This is a genomic window from Mesorhizobium comanense, from assembly GCF_005503535.1.
Lineage (GTDB): Bacteria > Pseudomonadota > Alphaproteobacteria > Rhizobiales > Rhizobiaceae > Mesorhizobium > Mesorhizobium comanense.
The window spans coordinates 25,046-41,386 of sequence record NZ_SCNN01000010.1 but is presented as its reverse complement, the minus strand read 5'-3'; the positions used below and the strand labels follow the sequence as shown (position 1 = coordinate 41,386).

The 16,341-nt window shown below is 64.1% G+C and carries 16 protein-coding genes; 5 read left to right on the top strand and 11 right to left on the bottom strand.

Annotation, left to right across the window (positions count from 1 at the left end; genetic code table 11):
* Position 1: 1 nt before the first annotated feature.
* From FFS37_RS18040 to FFS37_RS18000, 9 genes are all read right to left on the bottom strand, one after another.
* Positions 2-817, bottom strand: a complete 816-nt coding sequence (locus tag FFS37_RS18040) for an ABC transporter permease (RefSeq protein ID WP_137932315.1) — start codon at positions 815-817, stop codon at positions 2-4.
* Positions 814-1,647: an ABC transporter ATP-binding protein gene (locus tag FFS37_RS18035; RefSeq protein WP_137932314.1), complete on the bottom strand. Its 834-nt coding sequence runs from the start codon at positions 1,645-1,647 to the stop codon at positions 814-816. Before FFS37_RS18035 ends, FFS37_RS18040 begins: the two co-directional genes overlap by 4 nt.
* 2 nt (positions 1,648-1,649) lie before the next feature.
* The gene (gene fhmpcd1, locus FFS37_RS18030) at positions 1,650-2,579 is read right to left on the bottom strand and encodes a 5-formyl-3-hydroxy-2-methylpyridine 4-carboxylate 5-dehydrogenase (protein WP_137932504.1); all 930 of its coding nucleotides are present in this window, start codon (positions 2,577-2,579) and stop codon (positions 1,650-1,652) included.
* Positions 2,579-4,216 (bottom strand): GMC family oxidoreductase, encoded by a 1,638-nt coding sequence (locus FFS37_RS18025; RefSeq protein ID WP_137932313.1) that lies wholly within the window; start codon positions 4,214-4,216, stop codon positions 2,579-2,581. The genes fhmpcd1 and FFS37_RS18025 overlap by 1 nt, the downstream gene beginning before the upstream one ends.
* 113 nt (positions 4,217-4,329) lie before the next feature.
* A complete protein-coding gene (locus FFS37_RS18020) occupies positions 4,330-5,052 on the bottom strand; it encodes a class II aldolase/adducin family protein (RefSeq protein ID WP_137932312.1) in 723 nt (240 codons plus the stop codon).
* Positions 5,053-5,121: 69 nt separating this feature from the next.
* Positions 5,122-5,580: a YbhB/YbcL family Raf kinase inhibitor-like protein gene (locus FFS37_RS18015; RefSeq protein ID WP_137932311.1), complete on the bottom strand. Its 459-nt coding sequence runs from the start codon at positions 5,578-5,580 to the stop codon at positions 5,122-5,124.
* Between the two features lie 30 nt (positions 5,581-5,610).
* Positions 5,611-6,201 carry an amino acid synthesis family protein gene (locus tag FFS37_RS18010; RefSeq protein WP_137932310.1) on the bottom strand — a complete coding sequence of 197 codons (591 nt, stop codon included), beginning with the start codon at positions 6,199-6,201 and terminating at the stop codon, positions 5,611-5,613.
* Positions 6,202-6,271: 70 nt separating this feature from the next.
* On the bottom strand, positions 6,272-7,411 hold the full coding sequence (locus FFS37_RS18005) for an FAD-dependent oxidoreductase (RefSeq protein WP_137932309.1): 1,140 nt from the start codon (positions 7,409-7,411) through the stop codon (positions 6,272-6,274).
* Positions 7,412-7,453: 42 nt separating this feature from the next.
* Positions 7,454-8,290 carry an alpha/beta fold hydrolase gene (locus tag FFS37_RS18000; RefSeq protein ID WP_137932503.1) on the bottom strand — a complete coding sequence of 279 codons (837 nt, stop codon included), beginning with the start codon at positions 8,288-8,290 and terminating at the stop codon, positions 7,454-7,456.
* A 183-nt stretch (positions 8,291-8,473) separates the two neighbouring features.
* Between FFS37_RS18000 and FFS37_RS17995 the strand changes: the two genes are divergently transcribed.
* The 5 genes from FFS37_RS17995 to FFS37_RS17975 all read left to right on the top strand — a co-directional run bounded on the left by FFS37_RS17995 (position 8,474) and on the right by FFS37_RS17975 (position 13,764).
* A complete protein-coding gene (locus FFS37_RS17995; RefSeq protein WP_137932308.1) occupies positions 8,474-9,145 on the top strand; it encodes a GntR family transcriptional regulator in 672 nt (223 codons plus the stop codon).
* 147 nt (positions 9,146-9,292) lie between these two features.
* The gene (locus FFS37_RS17990; protein ID WP_137932307.1) at positions 9,293-10,849 is read left to right on the top strand and encodes a GMC family oxidoreductase; all 1,557 of its coding nucleotides are present in this window, start codon (positions 9,293-9,295) and stop codon (positions 10,847-10,849) included.
* Between the two features lie 83 nt (positions 10,850-10,932).
* A complete protein-coding gene (locus FFS37_RS17985; protein ID WP_137932306.1) occupies positions 10,933-12,396 on the top strand; it encodes a phospholipase D-like domain-containing protein in 1,464 nt (487 codons plus the stop codon).
* A 136-nt stretch (positions 12,397-12,532) separates the two neighbouring features.
* Positions 12,533-13,381 carry an endonuclease/exonuclease/phosphatase family protein gene (locus tag FFS37_RS17980; RefSeq protein ID WP_137932502.1) on the top strand — a complete coding sequence of 283 codons (849 nt, stop codon included), beginning with the start codon at positions 12,533-12,535 and terminating at the stop codon, positions 13,379-13,381.
* A gap of 62 nt (positions 13,382-13,443) precedes the next feature.
* Positions 13,444-13,764 (top strand): hypothetical protein, encoded by a 321-nt coding sequence (locus tag FFS37_RS17975; RefSeq protein WP_137932305.1) that lies wholly within the window; start codon positions 13,444-13,446, stop codon positions 13,762-13,764.
* 66 nt (positions 13,765-13,830) lie between these two features.
* On the opposite strand, the gene FFS37_RS17970 is transcribed toward FFS37_RS17975, so the two are convergent.
* The gene (locus tag FFS37_RS17970) at positions 13,831-15,225 is read right to left on the bottom strand and encodes a glutamine synthetase family protein (protein ID WP_137932304.1); all 1,395 of its coding nucleotides are present in this window, start codon (positions 15,223-15,225) and stop codon (positions 13,831-13,833) included.
* A 30-nt stretch (positions 15,226-15,255) separates the two neighbouring features.
* Positions 15,256-16,341 (bottom strand): branched-chain amino acid ABC transporter permease, encoded by a 1,086-nt coding sequence (locus FFS37_RS17965; RefSeq protein ID WP_137932303.1) that lies wholly within the window; start codon positions 16,339-16,341, stop codon positions 15,256-15,258.

The following is a 16,341-nucleotide window of genomic DNA, read 5'->3' as shown; positions in this document are numbered from 1 at the left end:
CCTAGGCGCGGCTGAATTTCGGTGCCCACGGCACCACGATGCGTTCGAGAATTTCGGCGGCGTAATAGAAGGCGATGCCCAGCACCGACACGAGCAGCAGGGCCGCGAAGACCAGCGCGGTGTCGAGCTGGGTCGAGGCGAACTGGATGACGTAGCCGAGCCCGTCCGACGCGCCGGCGAATTCGCCGACGATGGCGCCGATGACGCTCAGGGTGGCGGCGATCTTGGTCCCCGCCATCAGGTTCGGCAGCGAATGCGGAACGCGGATCCTGAACAGGATCTGCGTCTGGCTGGCGCCGACCGAATTCATCAGCGACAGCAGCGAACGGTCGACCGCCTGCATGCCCGCCAGCATCGACAACGTCACGGGGAAGAAGGCAATGACCAGGATCAGGCCGATCTTGGGCGCGAGCCCGTAGCCGAACCAGAGGATGAAGATCGGCGCCAGCGCCACCTTGGGCACGTTCTGGAACAGCACCACCAGCGGATAGAGCGCGCGCCCCAGCCAGTCGAAGCGCACGATGACCAATGCGATCGCAATGCCGACCACGACGGAGACGAGGAAGCCGAACAGGATTTCTCCCGCGGTCACCAGCGTCGCCTGCATCAGCGTTGCCCAGTTCGCGACCAGCGATTGCGCGATCTCGGACGGGGCGGGAATGATGAAGGCGGAAATGGCGAAGATGCGCACCACGGCTTCCCAGGCCGCGATCGTCGCCAGCAGCAGGATCACCGCCGGCAGCCAGCTGCCAGTCGCAGCACTCCAGCTGGAGGCGAAACGCGACTCGGAAAAATCGGTCACGGGTTGATCGCTCACGACGCGCCTCCCGGTTGATGGCTGGCGCGCAGCATGGTGCGCAGTTGAACCACAAGCCTGACGAATTCGGGATCCTCGGTCACCGAGAGGTCACGCGGATAGGGCAGGCCGATGTCGAGGCTCTCCGTGATCCGCCCCGGCTTGATGCCCAGCACATGGACATGGCGGGACAGATGGATGGCCTCGTCGATGGAATGGGTGACGAGCACGATGGTCTTGCCGGTGCGCTGCCAGATCTCCAGCAACGACTGTCCCATTGAATCGCGGGTGATGGCGTCCAGCGCGCCGAACGGCTCGTCCATCAGCAGAACCGCCGGATCGAGCGCCAGGGCGCGTGCGATGGCGACGCGCTGGCGCATGCCGCCGGACAATTCGTGGGGCCGCTTGTGGGCGCTGTCGCCCAGTCCCACCAGGTCAAGCATCTCCTGCCCGCGCGCTTTCAGCTGCGCGCGCGACAGCGACCTGTCGGCGATGCCGAGCAGCATCGAGGCATTGTCGACGGCATTCTTCCATGGCAGCAGGTTGGCGTCCTGGAAGACGAGCCCGATCATGCGCTTGCGCGCCGCCTCGACCGGCGAAAGGCCGGCGATCGAAACGCTGCCGCTGGTCGGCTCCACGAGCCCGGCCAGCACCTTGAGCAAGGTGCTCTTGCCGCAACCGGAAGGACCGATGAGGGAGACGAACGAGCCCTTCGGTATCGCAAGGTCGATATTGCTGAGCACCAGTTGCCGGGCCATGACGACCGAAACGCCCTTGGCGGAGATCAGGTCGTCATCATGGCGGATATGGGCTGACCGGCCGCCTGCTGCTCGAATGGGTTCGATGCGCATGGCTACTCCCGGCCCTCCAGGATACGCCGCACCGCAACGAGCTTGCGCGCGCGTTCGCCCTGCAGCGCCTTGATCTGCTCGGGCGTGTAGGAGAACATGCCCTCGCCCGACTTGATGCCCAGCTTCGACGCATTGGTCTTTTCCAGCACCATCGGCGCGACATCGTCCCGATTGGAAAGATCGGCGTTGAGGAAGGACGAAACGGATTTGTAGATATCGAGGCCCGCCACATCGAGCAGCGCCATGGGTCCGATGACGGCGATCTTGTAGCCGATGCCCCAGGACACGCAGGTGTCGAGGTCTTCCGGCTCTATGACACCGCGTTCGACGAGGTCGACCGCCTCGCGCAACAGCGCATAGAGCACGCGGTTTTCGACGAAACCGGGAACGTCCTTCTTCACCACCACAGGCAGCAGGCCGATCGAGCGGATCAGGTCGCGGATAACAGTCACGATCTGCGGCGCCGTCTTCTCGCCGGCGATGACCTCGATCATCGGGATGATGTGCGGCGGGTTCGACCAGTGCATGCCCACCATCCGCTCCGGATGCGAGATATGCGCCTGCAGCTTGGTGATCGGGATACCCGACGTGTCCGACGCCACGATCGTTTCCGGACCGATCAGGCCGTCGATCGTGCGATAGACCTCGGCTTTGATGGAGATGTTTTCGGGAACGTTCTCGATGACGAGATCGGCGCCCGACACCGCGTCGGCGATGTCGTCCGTGAAACGAACCGTTCCGGCGCCGGAAGCGGGCGGCGCGATGCCAAGGGAATCGAGGACGCCTTCCGCAATGCCCAGCATGGTGCCAGCACGCTCGATCGCCGCGGGAGCGACATCGTAGGCGACGACCTGCAGGCCACCCCTGGCGAGCCGGGCGGCCATGCCCGGCCCCATCGTACCCAGACCGATGATGGCGATACGTTGGATCATCACGCTGCCCTGCTTTCCATTGCTGTATTCGACGCCGCGATGAGGTCAGCGGCCTTCTCGGCGATCATGATCACCGCGGCGTTGATGTTTCCGCAGACGAGGTCGGGCATGACCGACGCGTCCACCACCCTCAGGCCGTCGACGCCGCGAACACGCAATTGCGGATCGACGACCGAGGCCTGATCGGCTCCCATCCGGCACGTCCCGGCGGGATGGTGCACGGTGATGGACGTCTTGCGGATATGCTCGTCGATCTCGTCGTCGCTCTGGCACTTCGGGCCGGGAAAGAACTCCGCCTCGATGAAGGGTTGCATGGAGGGCTGCGCGGCGAGGTTTCTCGCCACCCGGAATCCGGCCCGCAGCGATTCCCAGTCCTTCGGCGAGGCAAGGAAATTCTGATGGATCAGGGGCGCCGCGGCAGGATCGGCCGACGCCAGTTTCACCGCGCCCCGGCTTTCGGGCTGCGTCGCCACGATCCGCGTCGCGAAGCCGTCCGGGAACGGCGCCTTGAACGGCTTGAAATAAGGCCATGCGGCAAGTGGCGCCGCGGTGAACAGCAATTGCACGTCCGGCAACGGCCGCTCCGGGCCGCTTTTCAGGAAGGCGACGACTCCACCCGGCACGTCGGCCGAGAAACCGTGGCCTGTCAGGTAGGTCTTGGCAAAGTCCAGGCCGATCCGGTCGGCACGCATGTTACGCAGGAACGGTCCACCTGGGCTGCGGCGCCTGTACATGAGGATAACCGAGACATGATCCTGCAGGTTCTTGCCGACCGCCGGCAGGTTCAGGCGCGTCTCGATTCCGTGCGCGGCAAGCTCGTCCTGCGCGCCGATGCCCGAAAGCATCATCAGTTGCGGCGTGTTGATCACACCGCCGGCAAGCAGCACTTCCTTGCGGGCGGTAATCGTGCGCTCGCTCCCCTGGTGGCTGATGGTGACGCCGGTGGCGCGGGACCCCTGCAGTACGATCTTCGTCGCGCTTGCTTCCGTCAGCACCGTCAGATTGGGCCGCTTCAGCGCCGGCCGCAGATAGGCCGTGGCTGTCGAGCAGCGCCGGCCTTTCGAGATGGTCATCTGGAGACGGCCGAACCCTTCCTGCCGCTCGCCATTATAGTCGCTCGTCTGTTCATAGCCCGCCTGCACGCTGGCTTGCGCGAAGGCGTCGATCAGCGTGTCCTTGTAGCGGCAGAACTGGGTGGTGAGCGGGCCGGAGCCGCCGCGAAACCGGCTCTCGCCGCCTTCCCAGCTTTCCTGCTTGCGGAAATAGGGAAGCACTTTGTCATACGACCAGTCGCTGAGGCCCGAGGCTGCCCAGCGATCGTAGTCGCCGCGATTGCCGCGCACATAGGCCATCGCATTGGTCGACGACGATCCGCCGATGACCTTGCCGCGCGCGCATTCGACCTTGCGTCCGCCGACATTGTCTTCCGGCTCGCAGAAATACATCCAGTCATGGCGGCGCTCGGTCAGGATCTTTCCCCAGCCGAGCGGGATGTGGATCATGGGGTCGCGGTCCCAGCCGCCGGCCTCCAGCAACAGCACCGAGCACTTCGGGTCGGCGCTCAGCCGGTTGGCGAGCACGCAACCGGCCGATCCGGCCCCAACGATGATGTAGTCGTAGCTTTCAGCGTGCGCCATCTGCGTTTCATTGCCTTGGTCCGGCGCTTCTGCGCCAGGAAACTATTGAAACCGGGCCTGGGCCATCCTGGCCGAGAGCGGGATGGCCCAGGTATTCTTCAAGGCGGCCGGCACTAGGCCAGGCCGGCCTCCCTCAAACGCTGCGACCAGTGGTTCCAACCCCGATCGATCTGGGCGCCGACGAGCTTTCCCGCCGTCTTGACCTCGCCCGGCGACAGATATTTGACTTTGCCGATCTGCAGGCCGGCCGTGAGCGCCTTCGCTTCCTGCTCGAGATAGAAGGCGCGGAAGACGACCTCACGCACGGAGTTGCCGACATTGACGACGCCATGTCGCGCCATGAGCACCACGGTCTGGCTGCCGAGACTCTCGGCGATATCGGCGCAAACGTCGTGGCTGCCGCCGAAGAGATCCGTCTCGTCGCCGTGCTTGTCGCGGATTTCGTAGACCGGAACCGACTCGCCGATGAATGCGCCCATATGGGTGACCGGCCGAAGCGGCGTATCGACGAAGCAGTACGGCAGGACAGCCGGAGAGTGGGTGTGGAGCACGCACTGAACGTCGGGCCGCGCCTTGTAGATTTCGCTGTGGATGTAACGCTCGAGATAGGACGGCCGGTTGTCCGAGGTCTCGCCATTCAGATTGAGGCGCTGGATGTCGTCGACGGTGATCAGGCTCGGCGCCAGCTTCTGCGGAAGGAAGAAACTGTCGGGATCCTCGGGGTCACGGACACTGATGTGCCCGAACGTATCCATGATGCCTTCGTTCAGAAGGATCTTGGTCGCGGTGACCAGCTCTCCGAAGAGCTTCTGGCGCGCGGGGTTGCTATCTGTCATTTCCAATTCTCCCATTGCGGCGGTGGCGACCATTCTTGTTGTTGTTATCGGTCGCCGGCGCCGCGGATTTCACTTGTTTTCGTAGAGGCCGACGATCCGGTTCTGCTCGATGATGTTGTCGGCATATTTCTGCAGGAACTCTTCCCGGGTGGGCGTGCCTTCGACATTGGTGTCGAGGGCATAGACCCAGAAATAGTAATGATGCTCGCCGTGGCCCGCGGGCGGCTGCGGGCCATAATACTGCATGTGACCGGCGCCGTTCGGGCCGACGCGGAATTTTTCCTGCGCGTCCGACAGGTCCGTGGTCGAGGGGTCGATACCGTAGACGACCCAATGCGTGAAACCGTTGGCGAGCGGTGCGTCCGGATCGTGGCAGATGACCGCCAGTTCCGTCGTCCCGGCTGGAACGCCGCTGACTTTGAGCCGGGGCAGCACGTTGCCCTTGTCTCCGGCGTGCTCGTCGCGCAGCTTGCCGAGCGGCTGGAAATCAACCGATGTTATCTTGAGGTCCTTGATATTCAGGGGCATTGAATTCGTCCTTGAGCGATTTCGAGGAAACTAGACGCCGGCCTTGAGGTCGGCGACGGTTTTGCCGCCGACGCGCTGGTGCACGCGCGGGCCCGATGCGACGGCGATGCAGATCAGCAGTTCATCCGGACGCGGCGCATCCGGCACCGAAAATGTGACGGCATCGTAATGGGAGCGGATATAGAGCTCGTCCTTATGGGCGAGCGGAATGTCGATGGTGGTGCCGGCCACCGCGACCTTGCTGACCGACGAGATCCAGGCCTTGCCGCCGCCCACTTGCTCGCGCAGTGGATCGCCGAACACGGTGGTGATGCAGGCGACGACATGTTCCTGCTCGCCTGATGTGCCCGCGATGCCGCCCTTGCCATAGCTCTCGACCGGCCTGTTGCCGAGCAGCGCTACCGCGCGCTCGCCCAGCGCATGGCCGATGGCCGCGCTCGGGCCGGTCAGATCGGACAATTCGACAACGAACTTTCCGGCGTACGGATTGCGGATGACAACGCCGGTCGCGACCTTGACCAGCGCCTGTCCAGGAGCGCCGCCATCATGGCGGCTCTCCTGGACCGACGCGTACCACCCCCGGACTTCGTAATCCCGTTCGACTGCACTGGAATAATTCATCTTTATCTCCTGAAGGGAGCGCGCATTTTCCGCGCGCGCCGATTAATTCGTTGAGCGGCCCGTCCGACCTTTACTGCGGCCACGAAAAGACACGGCGCAGTGGATCGTAGCGCGCGGCTTCCAGCGCGGCCGGGGTGAACATGTTTCCCTTGGACAGCGAGCGGTTCGCCGCATAGTCGCCCGACAGGGCCTGGCAGCGATCGGTGATCGGACGGATGCGCGTCTCCCAGGCGACGAGCGCGTCCTCAACAGACGAGCCCGCTTCCAGGTCCTGCGACAGGCTGAAGGCATTGACCATCGCGCAGCCGGCACCCTGGGCAAGAGCCGGGCACATGGCGTGCGCGGCGTCTCCCACCAGCGCGACCTTGCCTCTCGTCCAGCTGTCCAGCTTCGTCGTTTCGTACTTGTCGTACCGGGCGGTCTGCAGCTTCGCCGCCTCGATCAGGCAAGGCTCCAGGAACGGGAACATCTCGACCCAGACTTCGAGATCGATCGGCACGCGCGATCCGCGCGGATCGGCGGCCGGCGCCATCAGGCCCAGATAGAGTTCGTTCTCGTTGCAAGGCGAGTAGAGAATGCGCTGCACACGCGGCCAGAAATTCCACATGTCGATGGTGTTGTCCCACTCGCCATGACCGAGTTCTTTCTTCATGCGCGGGACGATCAGCCGGATGAGGCCGTCCTTGGAAATCCACCGGTCCTGCTTGAAGCCGATGGAATCCCGCACCTTGGAACCGACGCCGTCGGCGCCGACGATCAGGTCGGCTTCGAGAACTTCGCCGGTCTGGAGCGTCAGGCGCCCTTCCGGATCGGCCGCGACCGCCTCGGAATTGGCGCGGATGTCGACGCCCAGGGCGCGCGCGCGGTTGACGAGGGCGTCGTGCAGATGGCTGCGGGTCATGACGCGCCAGGGAAGACCGTTGAACGTTTCCTTCGACACCGATTTGTTGTGCATCCAGGTTTCGTAGGTCGGCGGCGTGTGCGAACCCTGCAGGACCTCGTCCAGGGCGCCGAGGCCCTCGAGGACGCGCAGGCCATTGTGCCAGAGATAGATGCCGGCGCCGAAAGCCCTGAGCTCGGCGCTTTTTTCGTGCAGCCTGACGTCCCAGCCGTTCTGCCTGAGAGCGATCGCCGCCGTCAGGCCGGCAAAGCCGCCACCGGCAATCTCGGCACGACGCGTTTTGCCCGAACTAGTGTTTACATTGGCCATTTTCTGATCCTGCTGCGTACGAAGGGACGGCGCATTCGGCCGTCAGGCATCGATGAAATTCGTGATGGCTCTCAAAGTGATCTCGGGAGACACCTCGTTGACGTAATGGTCGGCGCCCGGAACGACGACGACGGGCAGATCCGGCCGCAGTTGGCTCGTCTTCGCCAGCGCCGCCGCCGAAACCAGTTTGCTCGCCTCGCCCCTGACGACGAGGACGGGCTTCGTCACGTCTCGGTAGGCGGGCACGAGGTCGGCTCGCAGGCCCTTGGCGGTCTGCGCCATCGCTGTCGGCGAGGCCAGAGGGCGCAAGCCGCCGTCTACCCGGTGATAGCCGCTTTCGGCCCTGATCCTGATGGCGGGAGCGGGAATGTTCGGATAGCGGCCGGAAAGATAGGCTTCGACGGCGTCGACGGTCTCGAAAAGCTGGCTGCCCGCGTTCACCCGGGCTTCCAGTGCGTCGAGCGCTTCAACCTCGATATATGGCGTGAAGTCGATCGCGACGACCGAGCGGACGAGATCCGGATACTTCGCCGCCGCCGTGACGGAATTCCTGGCACCGAGCGAATGCCCGACGAGAATGGCCGGCCCGCGGTCGAGCGTGCGGATAAGTGCTGCTATGTCCTCGGCATAGTCATTCGCCGCGTAGCCGGCTTCCGGCTTGTCGCTGAGGCCATGCCCGCGCTGGTCGACCGCTATGGTCGTGAACCGCTCCGACAGCCGCGCCGTCAGCGGCGCGAAGACCGCGGAATTGGCGGTAATGCCATGGAAGAACAGCATCAGCGGGCCGGAGCCTGCCTCGCGGACGTTGAGCGAGATGCGACCCGTATCGATACGTCGCGAACTCAACTGACCGGAAGGCACGCCTGACACCACGTTTATGATCCTCACCACTGCTACCCGTGTGACCCAAGAGGATCATACAAAGATGGGGCACGTCAACAGGATTGTCTGACATTCTTTCAATCTTGAGAATTGACAATCTGACTATTCCTGCTGTCCAATGCACCCGGCGTCGCATATGATGCATCCGATCGCGACCCTAACGCCCATGAGACGTAACCGATGCCGCCAGATCTGAATTTGCGGATTTCGCCACGAACAGTGCAGCAGGAGACCGTTGGCAAGCTGCGGCTCGCCATCCTGTCCGGGCTGTTCCAGCCGGGAAGCCGCCTGATCGAAAGTCAGCTCTGCGCCCAGCTCGGCATCAGCAGGCCCTCGCTCAGGGAGGCCCTGCGCAGCCTCGAGGCCGAGCGGCTGATCGAGATCGTGCCCAATCGCGGACCATCGATACCGGCTCTCTCCTGGGAGGTGGCGACCGCCATCTACGAGGTTCGGGAACTGCTCGAGGTCGAGGCGGCGGGACGATGCGCGTCGAGAATTTCGCCCGAACAATTGGGCGAACTCGAGAGATCGCTGTCCGCGTTCGAGGAGGCGGCATCCAGCAATGACAGCATCGCGCAGGTCATGACCGCCGCCGACTTCTATTCGATCATCCTAGCCAATTGCGGCAACCCGATCCTGGAGGAAGTCCATCGCGGCCTGGTGGCCAGGATAAGCTTCTTCCGGGGGCGGTCGATGTCATTGGAAGGCCGGGCGCAAAGCAGCCTGGCGGAGATGAGGGAGATATTCGAATCCATCGCCGCCGGCGACGAGAAGGCCGCGCGCAAAGCCTCCAAGCAGCACGTCTTGCGGGCGAAAGCGGCGGCGAAAATATCCATGGACAGCGACATCTGAGCTTCTCGAAGCTCGTCTTGGAAGCTCGAAATCCTCTTTAAACTGCGGACCGGGTGCCCGCTGAACACAAGGCTGCGCGGGGCATTCGCCATGGCCAGCGCCGGACATGCCGACCATACAGACAGGCAAGCGCCAGATGGAGTGACGATGAGCAGTGCCAATTTCGAGCGCAGACAGCATGCCGATGTCGTTATCGTCGGCGGTGGCTCGGCGGGCGCGTTGCTTGCGGCGCGGCTGAGCGAAGATCCTGCCCGCCGCGTCCTGCTGATCGAAGCCGGCGAAGAGGCATCGGACCCCGACATCTGGAACCCCGCCGCCTGGCCGGCGCTACAGGGGCGCAGCTATGACTGGGACTACCGCACCGAGCCGCAAGCCGGCACGGCCGGCCGCGTGCATCACTGGGCGCGCGGGCGCGTGGTTGGCGGCTCGAGTTGCCTGCACGCCATGGGCTATATGCGCGGCCATCCGCAGGACTTCGAGGCCTGGGCCGAAGCGACCGGCGACCAAAGATGGAGCTGGGACGGACTGCTGCCCGCTTTCCTGGCCAACGAGGATCATCCGCTCGGCGGCAACGGTCTCTACGGCAAGGGCGGGCCGATGCCGGTGCACCTGCCGACGGACGAAGTCAGCCCGGTCGCGCGCGCCTTCATCGAGGCCGGTGCCTCTCTGGGTCTGCCCCGCCTGCAGGATCATAACAGCGGCCAGATGATCGGCGTCACGCCGAACTCCCTGAACATTCGCGACGGGCGGCGGGTGACGGTCGCGGATGCCTGGCTGACACCGGCCGTTCGAAGCCGCCGGAACCTGACCATTCTTACGGGATCGCTGGCGCGGCGGCTCAAGCTGGAAGGCAATCGGGCCCATGGCCTGGAGGTCGTCGATCGGCAAGGCTCCATCGACGTTTCGGCGGATCGGATCCTGCTTTGCGCCGGAGCGCTGGAAAGCCCGGCCCTGCTGATGCGTTCGGGCATCGGCCCGCGCGATACACTCGATGCCGCGGGTGTTGTCTGTCTGATCGACATGCCCGACATCGGCCGCAACCTTCAAGACCATCTGCTCGGTGCCGGCAACCTTTACGCGGCCCGCAAGCCGGTTGCTGCGTCGCGCCTCCAGCATTCGGAATCGATGGCCTATATGCGGGCCGGCAGCTTCGCCGCCGACGGCCAGCCAGAAATCGTCGTCGGCTGCGGCATCGCGCCGATCGTGTCCGAATGTTTCGAAGCGCCCGCCGCCGGCACGGCCTATTCGCTGCTGTTCGGGATCACCCATCCGACGAGCCGGGGCAGCCTGCGCATAAGCGGGCCGGAACTGGGCGACCGCCTGGTCATCGATCCCGCCTATCTGCAGACCGGCCGGGACCGGGCCTTGTTCCGCCAGGCCCTGGAAGCCGCGAGAGAGATCGGCCATCGCGAGGAACTCGCCGGGTGGCGCAACCACGAAATTCTGCCGGGCAAGCTGAGCGATGAGGCCGGGATCGATGATTTCATAGCGCGGGCGGTCATCACCCACCATCACCCCTGCGGCACCTGCAGGATGGGCAAGGACGCGGACGCCCCTGTCGATGCCGGTCTGCGGCTGAAGGCGCTCGACAATCTCTTTGTCGTCGACGCCTCGATCATCCCCAGTCTCACGGCAGGGCCGATTCATGCCGCGGTTCTGGCGATCGCGGAGAGCTTTGCCCGTACCATGACCAGCAAAAGCTGACGCCTGAAACGTCTTCGCGATGATGTCGCCAAGCGCGATCGGCTGCATTGCCTTCTTCGGTCTCCCGCTGGATAGTCGCGCCAATGTTCGACACCTTCGCGACTCACTGGCCTCATATCCTGGCGATCATCTCGGTGGTGATGGCGGCGGTCGGCATAAGCCACGCCGTCATGACCAAGGAGGACGTGCGCGCCGCGACCGGCTGGGTCGGCGTGATGGTGCTGTCGCCGATCCTCGGCGTGATGATCTATGCAGTCGCCGGCATCAACCGCATCCGCCGCGCCACCATCAGCGCGCAGCGGCCGCTGGCCGGTGACGCGGCTTCCGCCAAGCATGAGCGCGACCTCGCCGCCGAAGAGGCGCTGATCGTCGAGCGCTACGGCCAGCGTTTCATCGGTTTGCGCACGCTTGGCGACAGGGTGGCGCGGCGCGCGCTCAACCCGGGAAATGCAATCGACGTGCTGGAGACCGGCGACGAGGCCTATTCCGCCATGTGCGCGGCCATTGACGGCGCCGAGCGCAGCGTGCTGCTCGAGACCTATATCTTCGACAATGACGCCGTCGGCCTGCTTTTCGTCGAGGCGCTGGCCAAGGCCGTCCGGCGCGGCGTTGCCGTCCGCGTGCTGATCGACGCCGTCGGCGCCCGCTACTCCGTGCCGAGCATCCTGGGGCATCTGCGCAGCGCCGACATCACGGCGGACGTCTTCAACGGCAACATCGTCATGGGGCTGCGCCTGCCCTATGCCAATCTCAGGACCCACCGCAAGATCCTGATGGTCGACGGCACGGTCGCCTTCACCGGCGGCATGAACATCCGCAAGGGTTTTTCGGCCGAATTTGCCGGCTCCAACAGCGCCAGGGACACGCATTTCCGCGTCACCGGCCCGGTTGTCGCCGACCTGTTCTCGGTCGCCGCGGAAGACTGGCGCTTTGCCACCAACGAGGCGTTGAAGGGCGATGCCTGGGCCATTGCCCCGCTGTCGCCACCCGCCGGCCAGCCGATGATGGTGCGGGCGGTCGCCTCCGGGCCCGATGCCAGCAACGAGACCAATCACAAGCTGCTGATCGGCGCCTTCTCGGTGGCCCGCAAGTCGATCCGGATCATGTCGCCTTATTTCCTGCCGGACCGGGAACTCATCAGCGCACTGATCACCGCCGCCCGGCGCGGCGTCGAGATCGACATCGTGGTGCCGGCGGTGAACAACCTCTTCCTCGTCGACCGCGCCATGACCGCGCAATTCGACCAGGTCCTGAAGCACTATTGCCGCGTTTGGCGAACGGAAGGGCCGTTCGATCATTCGAAGCTGCTGTCGATCGATGGCGTGTGGGCCTATGTCGGCTCGTCCAACCTCGATGCCCGCTCGCTGCGCCTGAATTTCGAGATCGACCTGGAGGTTCTCGACGCCGGCTTTGCCGGCGAGATCGAGGCACGGATCGGATCTGCGATGACCAATGCCGTTCCGGTGACGCTCGAAACCTTGCGCGCCCGGCCATTCCTTATCAGGCTGTTCGACCGCATCCTTTGGCTGGGTTCACCCTATCTTTGACAAGGTCTTCGTCTTTGGCCCCATCTTCAACAAAGAGACGCGTTTGCCAGATAGTTTGAAAGCCGGTCATGGAACCTAAGCGCAGGGACTCTATTTTGAAGGGCATGGCGAGAGAAGCGGGCATGGCAGGCATATGATGCGAAGCAACGGACGCAGCCTGCCGGCGACCATGCTTTTGTCCATCCGTGACCGGCGGATGCGCAAGGCAAACGCCGCCGCACACAAGGCGACCGGCACCACCGGCACGCTGGTCGCCTCCTATAACGTCCACAAATGCATCGGCGTCGACAGGAAGTTCGATCCCGAACGCACCAGCCACGTCATCCGCGAAATCGACCCGGATGTCATTGCGCTGCAGGAGGCCGACAACCGGTTCGGCGAGCGCGACGGGCTTCTCGACCTGCCCCGGCTCGAGCGCGAGACCGGCCTCATTCCCGTGCCGATCTTCGCCACCGGCAAGGGCCATGGCTGGCATGGCAATGTCCTGCTGTTCAAGAAGGGCGTCGTGCGCGACGTGCACCAGATCAGGCTCCCCGGCCTCGAGCCCCGTGGCGCGGTGGTCGCCGAGATCGACCTTGAGGGAAGCCAGACGCTGCGCATCATTGCCGCTCATCTCGGCCTCTTGCGCCGCTCGCGCTCCCAGCAGGCACGTGTGGTGCTCGATCTCATGAACAGTCCCGACGAGAAACCGACGCTCCTCCTCGGCGACCTCAATGAATGGCGGCTCGGCAACCGTTCCGCGCTCAACACGCTGCACGCGACATTTGGCCCGCAACCGCCGGCCGTCCCCACCTTCCCGTCCAACCTGCCCTTGCTGGCCCTCGACCGGATCATGGCCAACCGGCACGGCATGATTGCCGCCGTCGGGGCGCACGACACACCGCTTTCGCGCGTTGCATCCGACCATCTGCCGCTGACGGCTTTCGTGCGGCTGGAGCGCGCCGCCGATAACGCCTTGATGTCCGCGGTGTCGCAAAGCGTGTAGATCCGGCCGGAACAGCCGGTTCTTCCGCGAGTTATTAGCCCTATAACTCGCAGGAGGACGAAATGAGAAAGTTGATCCTGGCTTCCGTGCTGGCTTTTGCCGCGACAGCGGCAGCCATCGCGCCATCGCAAGCCGCCAGTGTTATTATCCAATCCGACGATGGCAACCGATATTCATCCGACGAGGATTCCGGCATTGTCATTCGCCGCCATCATGACCGCCGCTATGACAATCAGTACGGCGATGAAAACGGCATGCAGTATGGTGACTACAAGGGAGACGGCTACCGCCGTCATCACTGGCGCCATCGCTGCCACACCGAAACCGTGGTGCATTGGCGCCACCACCATAAGGTGATCGAGAACGTTCGCGTCTGCGGCTGAGCCTGCTTGAGGTTGACCCTGGTTGAGACAGCCGGCCGGCGCAAGCCGACCGGCTTTTCTCGATGATCAACTGACGAAATAGCGCTGCCATTCGAAGTCGGTGATGTGCGAGGCCTGCCAGGCGTCGAACGCTGCCTGTTCCGCGCGCCGGCTTTCGGCATAGTTGTCACGGAACGCTTGTCCGAAAGCATCCGCGCAGAAATCGGACTCCGCGAAGGCTTCGATGGAGGCGTTGAGCGTGCGCGGCAGTTTCGGCTTGTCGAGAGTGGCAAGGTTCGAGGTCACCGGTGCTTCCAGCGGCAGATTCCTTTCGATGCCCTCGCAGCCCGCGGCCAGGATCGCGGCGATCGACAGGTAGGGATTGATGTCCGCTCCCGGCGCGCGGTGCTCCAGCCGGCAGGCGCCGTCATTGGGTGTGGTGATGGCACGGATCGGCGCGGTGCGGTTTTCGAATCCCCATGCCACATCCTCGGGCGACCATGCGCCACGGTCGAAGCGGCGGTACGAATTCACGGTCGGCCGGAACAGAAGATGCGTTTCCTGCATCCGGTTGAGCACGCCGGCAAGGAATTTCTCGGCCACCGGCGTCAATCTGTTCGGCCCGGCGGCGAAGGCCGGCTTGCCGTCCTTCCACAGGCTGACATGATGGTGCGCGCCACAGGCGCTTTCCTTGCCCGGCGGCTGGAAGCGGGTCATGAACGTGGCGACCAGGCCGCGCTCGGCACAAAGTTCGCGCAGATGCAGCTTGGCGCGCATCGCATCGTCGGCCGCCTGCAGCGCCGGCTTCGGTGTCAACGCGTATTCATACATGCCGTAGCCATATTCGGTGACCAGCGAGGCGACGCCGATGCCGATGCTCTTCATGCGGGTGATGAACTCGGCGGCGAAATCCTGGTATTCGCCGCTGCGCACGAGATCATAGTTGATCAGCGAATGACCCCAGGGCTTGAGCTCGCGATAGCGCCCGGCGCGCATCAGATCATGGTCGGCATGGAAGATGCCGAACTCGTATTCCAGCGCGAACATCGGCTCATAGCCGAGCGCCCTGGCGCGCTCCTCGACACGGGCGAGCACGCCCCGCGGATCGAACGGGCAGACCGCGCCGTCGAGCATATAGGAACGCGTGATGCCCGAGGCGAATTTCGGCTTCCAGCCATGCTGGACCACGGTCGCCGGATCGATGATGCCCTTGATGTTGGGAAAGCCGTTCTCCTCATTGGCGCTCGGCGAGGCGAAGGCGACATCGCCCAGGGGCTGGCCGTCGCCATGGGTGACGCAATAGAGGATGGCATTGATCGATTCGCCATAGGTCGACAGCTTCAGCGGTGCGATCTTGGAGCGGAACGCGCCTGACGTATCGACCGTATGCACCTCGACGAACTCGACGCCGCGCGATGCGAGCTCGCGCTGCAACGCCTCGAGCTGCGGCGCGTACTCCGCCCTTCTGTCCTCAAATTCCACGTCCAGTCCTCCACCAAAACATGGGCGCCGCTATTTTGCGTTGCGCCGGAAATATCGCGAAAAGAGTTCGTCGAGTTCGTAGCGGCCGCTGATGCCGCTCGGCCGGAACGCCATGCACAGCACGATGACCACGCCGAGCGCCACGCCGGAGAGCCCGAGCAGTTGCGGCAGCTGGATGCTGCCGATCGTCACGCCGGATTCGATGCTGCGGATGAATTCGAGCCCGACCGAAAGCACGATCACGCCGGTCACCGCGCCCGTCACCGTCGCCATGCCGCCCAGGATCAGCATTGCCAGCGTGTTGAAGATCATCTGGAAGTAGAACAGCTTCGGGCTGATCGTGCCGGCGAAATAGGCGTAGAGCACGCCGGCCAGGCCGCAGATCAGCGCCGACAGCACCCACGACATCAGCCGCAGCCTCTTCGCGTCGATGCCGAGCGCAGCCGCCGCCTGCGGGCTCTGGGCGCTGGCCCTCAGCTGCAGGCCCCAGCGGCTGTCCTTGAACAGCCGCGCCGCCACGATCACCACCACCGAAAACACCAGCATCCAGGGCAGGCCAACCACCTTCGGAATGCCGAAGAAAGCCTGGTTGCCCTTGAACAGGTCGGTCCAGTTGAGAAACACCGAATGGACGATGATCAGCAGCGCCAGGCTGACGATGGTCGCGGTCACGCCTGACAGCCGGCTGATCACCTTGCCACTGACGGCGGCAATGACGCCGACCACAATCAGCGCGATGATCGCCGAGGAGACGGGATCGAGCTGGAGCGTGGCGAAGCCGAACGGCGCATTGGGGATCGACAGTTTCTTCATGGCCAGCGGTGTGGAGAGAATGGCAACGCCATAGGCGCCAAGGCCGACAAAGGCGCTGTGGCCGAGATTGGCGATGTTGCTGTTGCCCATGAACACCTGCAAGCCCACCACGACGATCAGGTTCACGAAGGCGCCAAGTGCAAGGAAGGTGTAGTAGGTCGGCGCGAAATTCAGGATCGCCAGCCCGATCGCCAGCACGGGCAGCGACGTCACCAGTCCACCGATCAGCGAGCGCCTCAGCGCGCTGCCCTTCTGCGAAGCCGCAACAATCGGAGGCGCGGTATTTTCCAGGACTTGCGACAC

Excerpts from the sequence above, each read along its gene's own strand:
- FFS37_RS18035 (WP_137932314.1), bottom strand. The coding sequence starts at position 1,647 with ATGCGCATCGAACCCATTCGAGCAGCAGGCGGCCGGTCAGCCCATATC.
- fhmpcd1 (WP_137932504.1), bottom strand. The coding sequence starts at position 2,579 with ATGATCCAACGTATCGCCATCATCGGTCTGGGTACGATGGGGCCGGGC.
- FFS37_RS18025 (WP_137932313.1), bottom strand. The coding sequence starts at position 4,216 with ATGGCGCACGCTGAAAGCTACGACTACATCATCGTTGGGGCCGGATCG.
- FFS37_RS18020 (WP_137932312.1), bottom strand. The coding sequence starts at position 5,052 with ATGACAGATAGCAACCCCGCGCGCCAGAAGCTCTTCGGAGAGCTGGTC.
- FFS37_RS18015 (WP_137932311.1), bottom strand. The coding sequence starts at position 5,580 with ATGCCCCTGAATATCAAGGACCTCAAGATAACATCGGTTGATTTCCAG.
- FFS37_RS18010 (WP_137932310.1), bottom strand. The coding sequence starts at position 6,201 with ATGAATTATTCCAGTGCAGTCGAACGGGATTACGAAGTCCGGGGGTGG.
- FFS37_RS18005 (WP_137932309.1), bottom strand. The coding sequence starts at position 7,411 with ATGGCCAATGTAAACACTAGTTCGGGCAAAACGCGTCGTGCCGAGATT.
- FFS37_RS17995 (WP_137932308.1), top strand. The coding sequence starts at position 8,474 with ATGCCGCCAGATCTGAATTTGCGGATTTCGCCACGAACAGTGCAGCAG.
- FFS37_RS17990 (WP_137932307.1), top strand. The coding sequence starts at position 9,293 with ATGAGCAGTGCCAATTTCGAGCGCAGACAGCATGCCGATGTCGTTATC.
- FFS37_RS17985 (WP_137932306.1), top strand. The coding sequence starts at position 10,933 with ATGTTCGACACCTTCGCGACTCACTGGCCTCATATCCTGGCGATCATC.
- FFS37_RS17980 (WP_137932502.1), top strand. The coding sequence starts at position 12,533 with ATGCGAAGCAACGGACGCAGCCTGCCGGCGACCATGCTTTTGTCCATC.
- FFS37_RS17975 (WP_137932305.1), top strand. The coding sequence starts at position 13,444 with ATGAGAAAGTTGATCCTGGCTTCCGTGCTGGCTTTTGCCGCGACAGCG.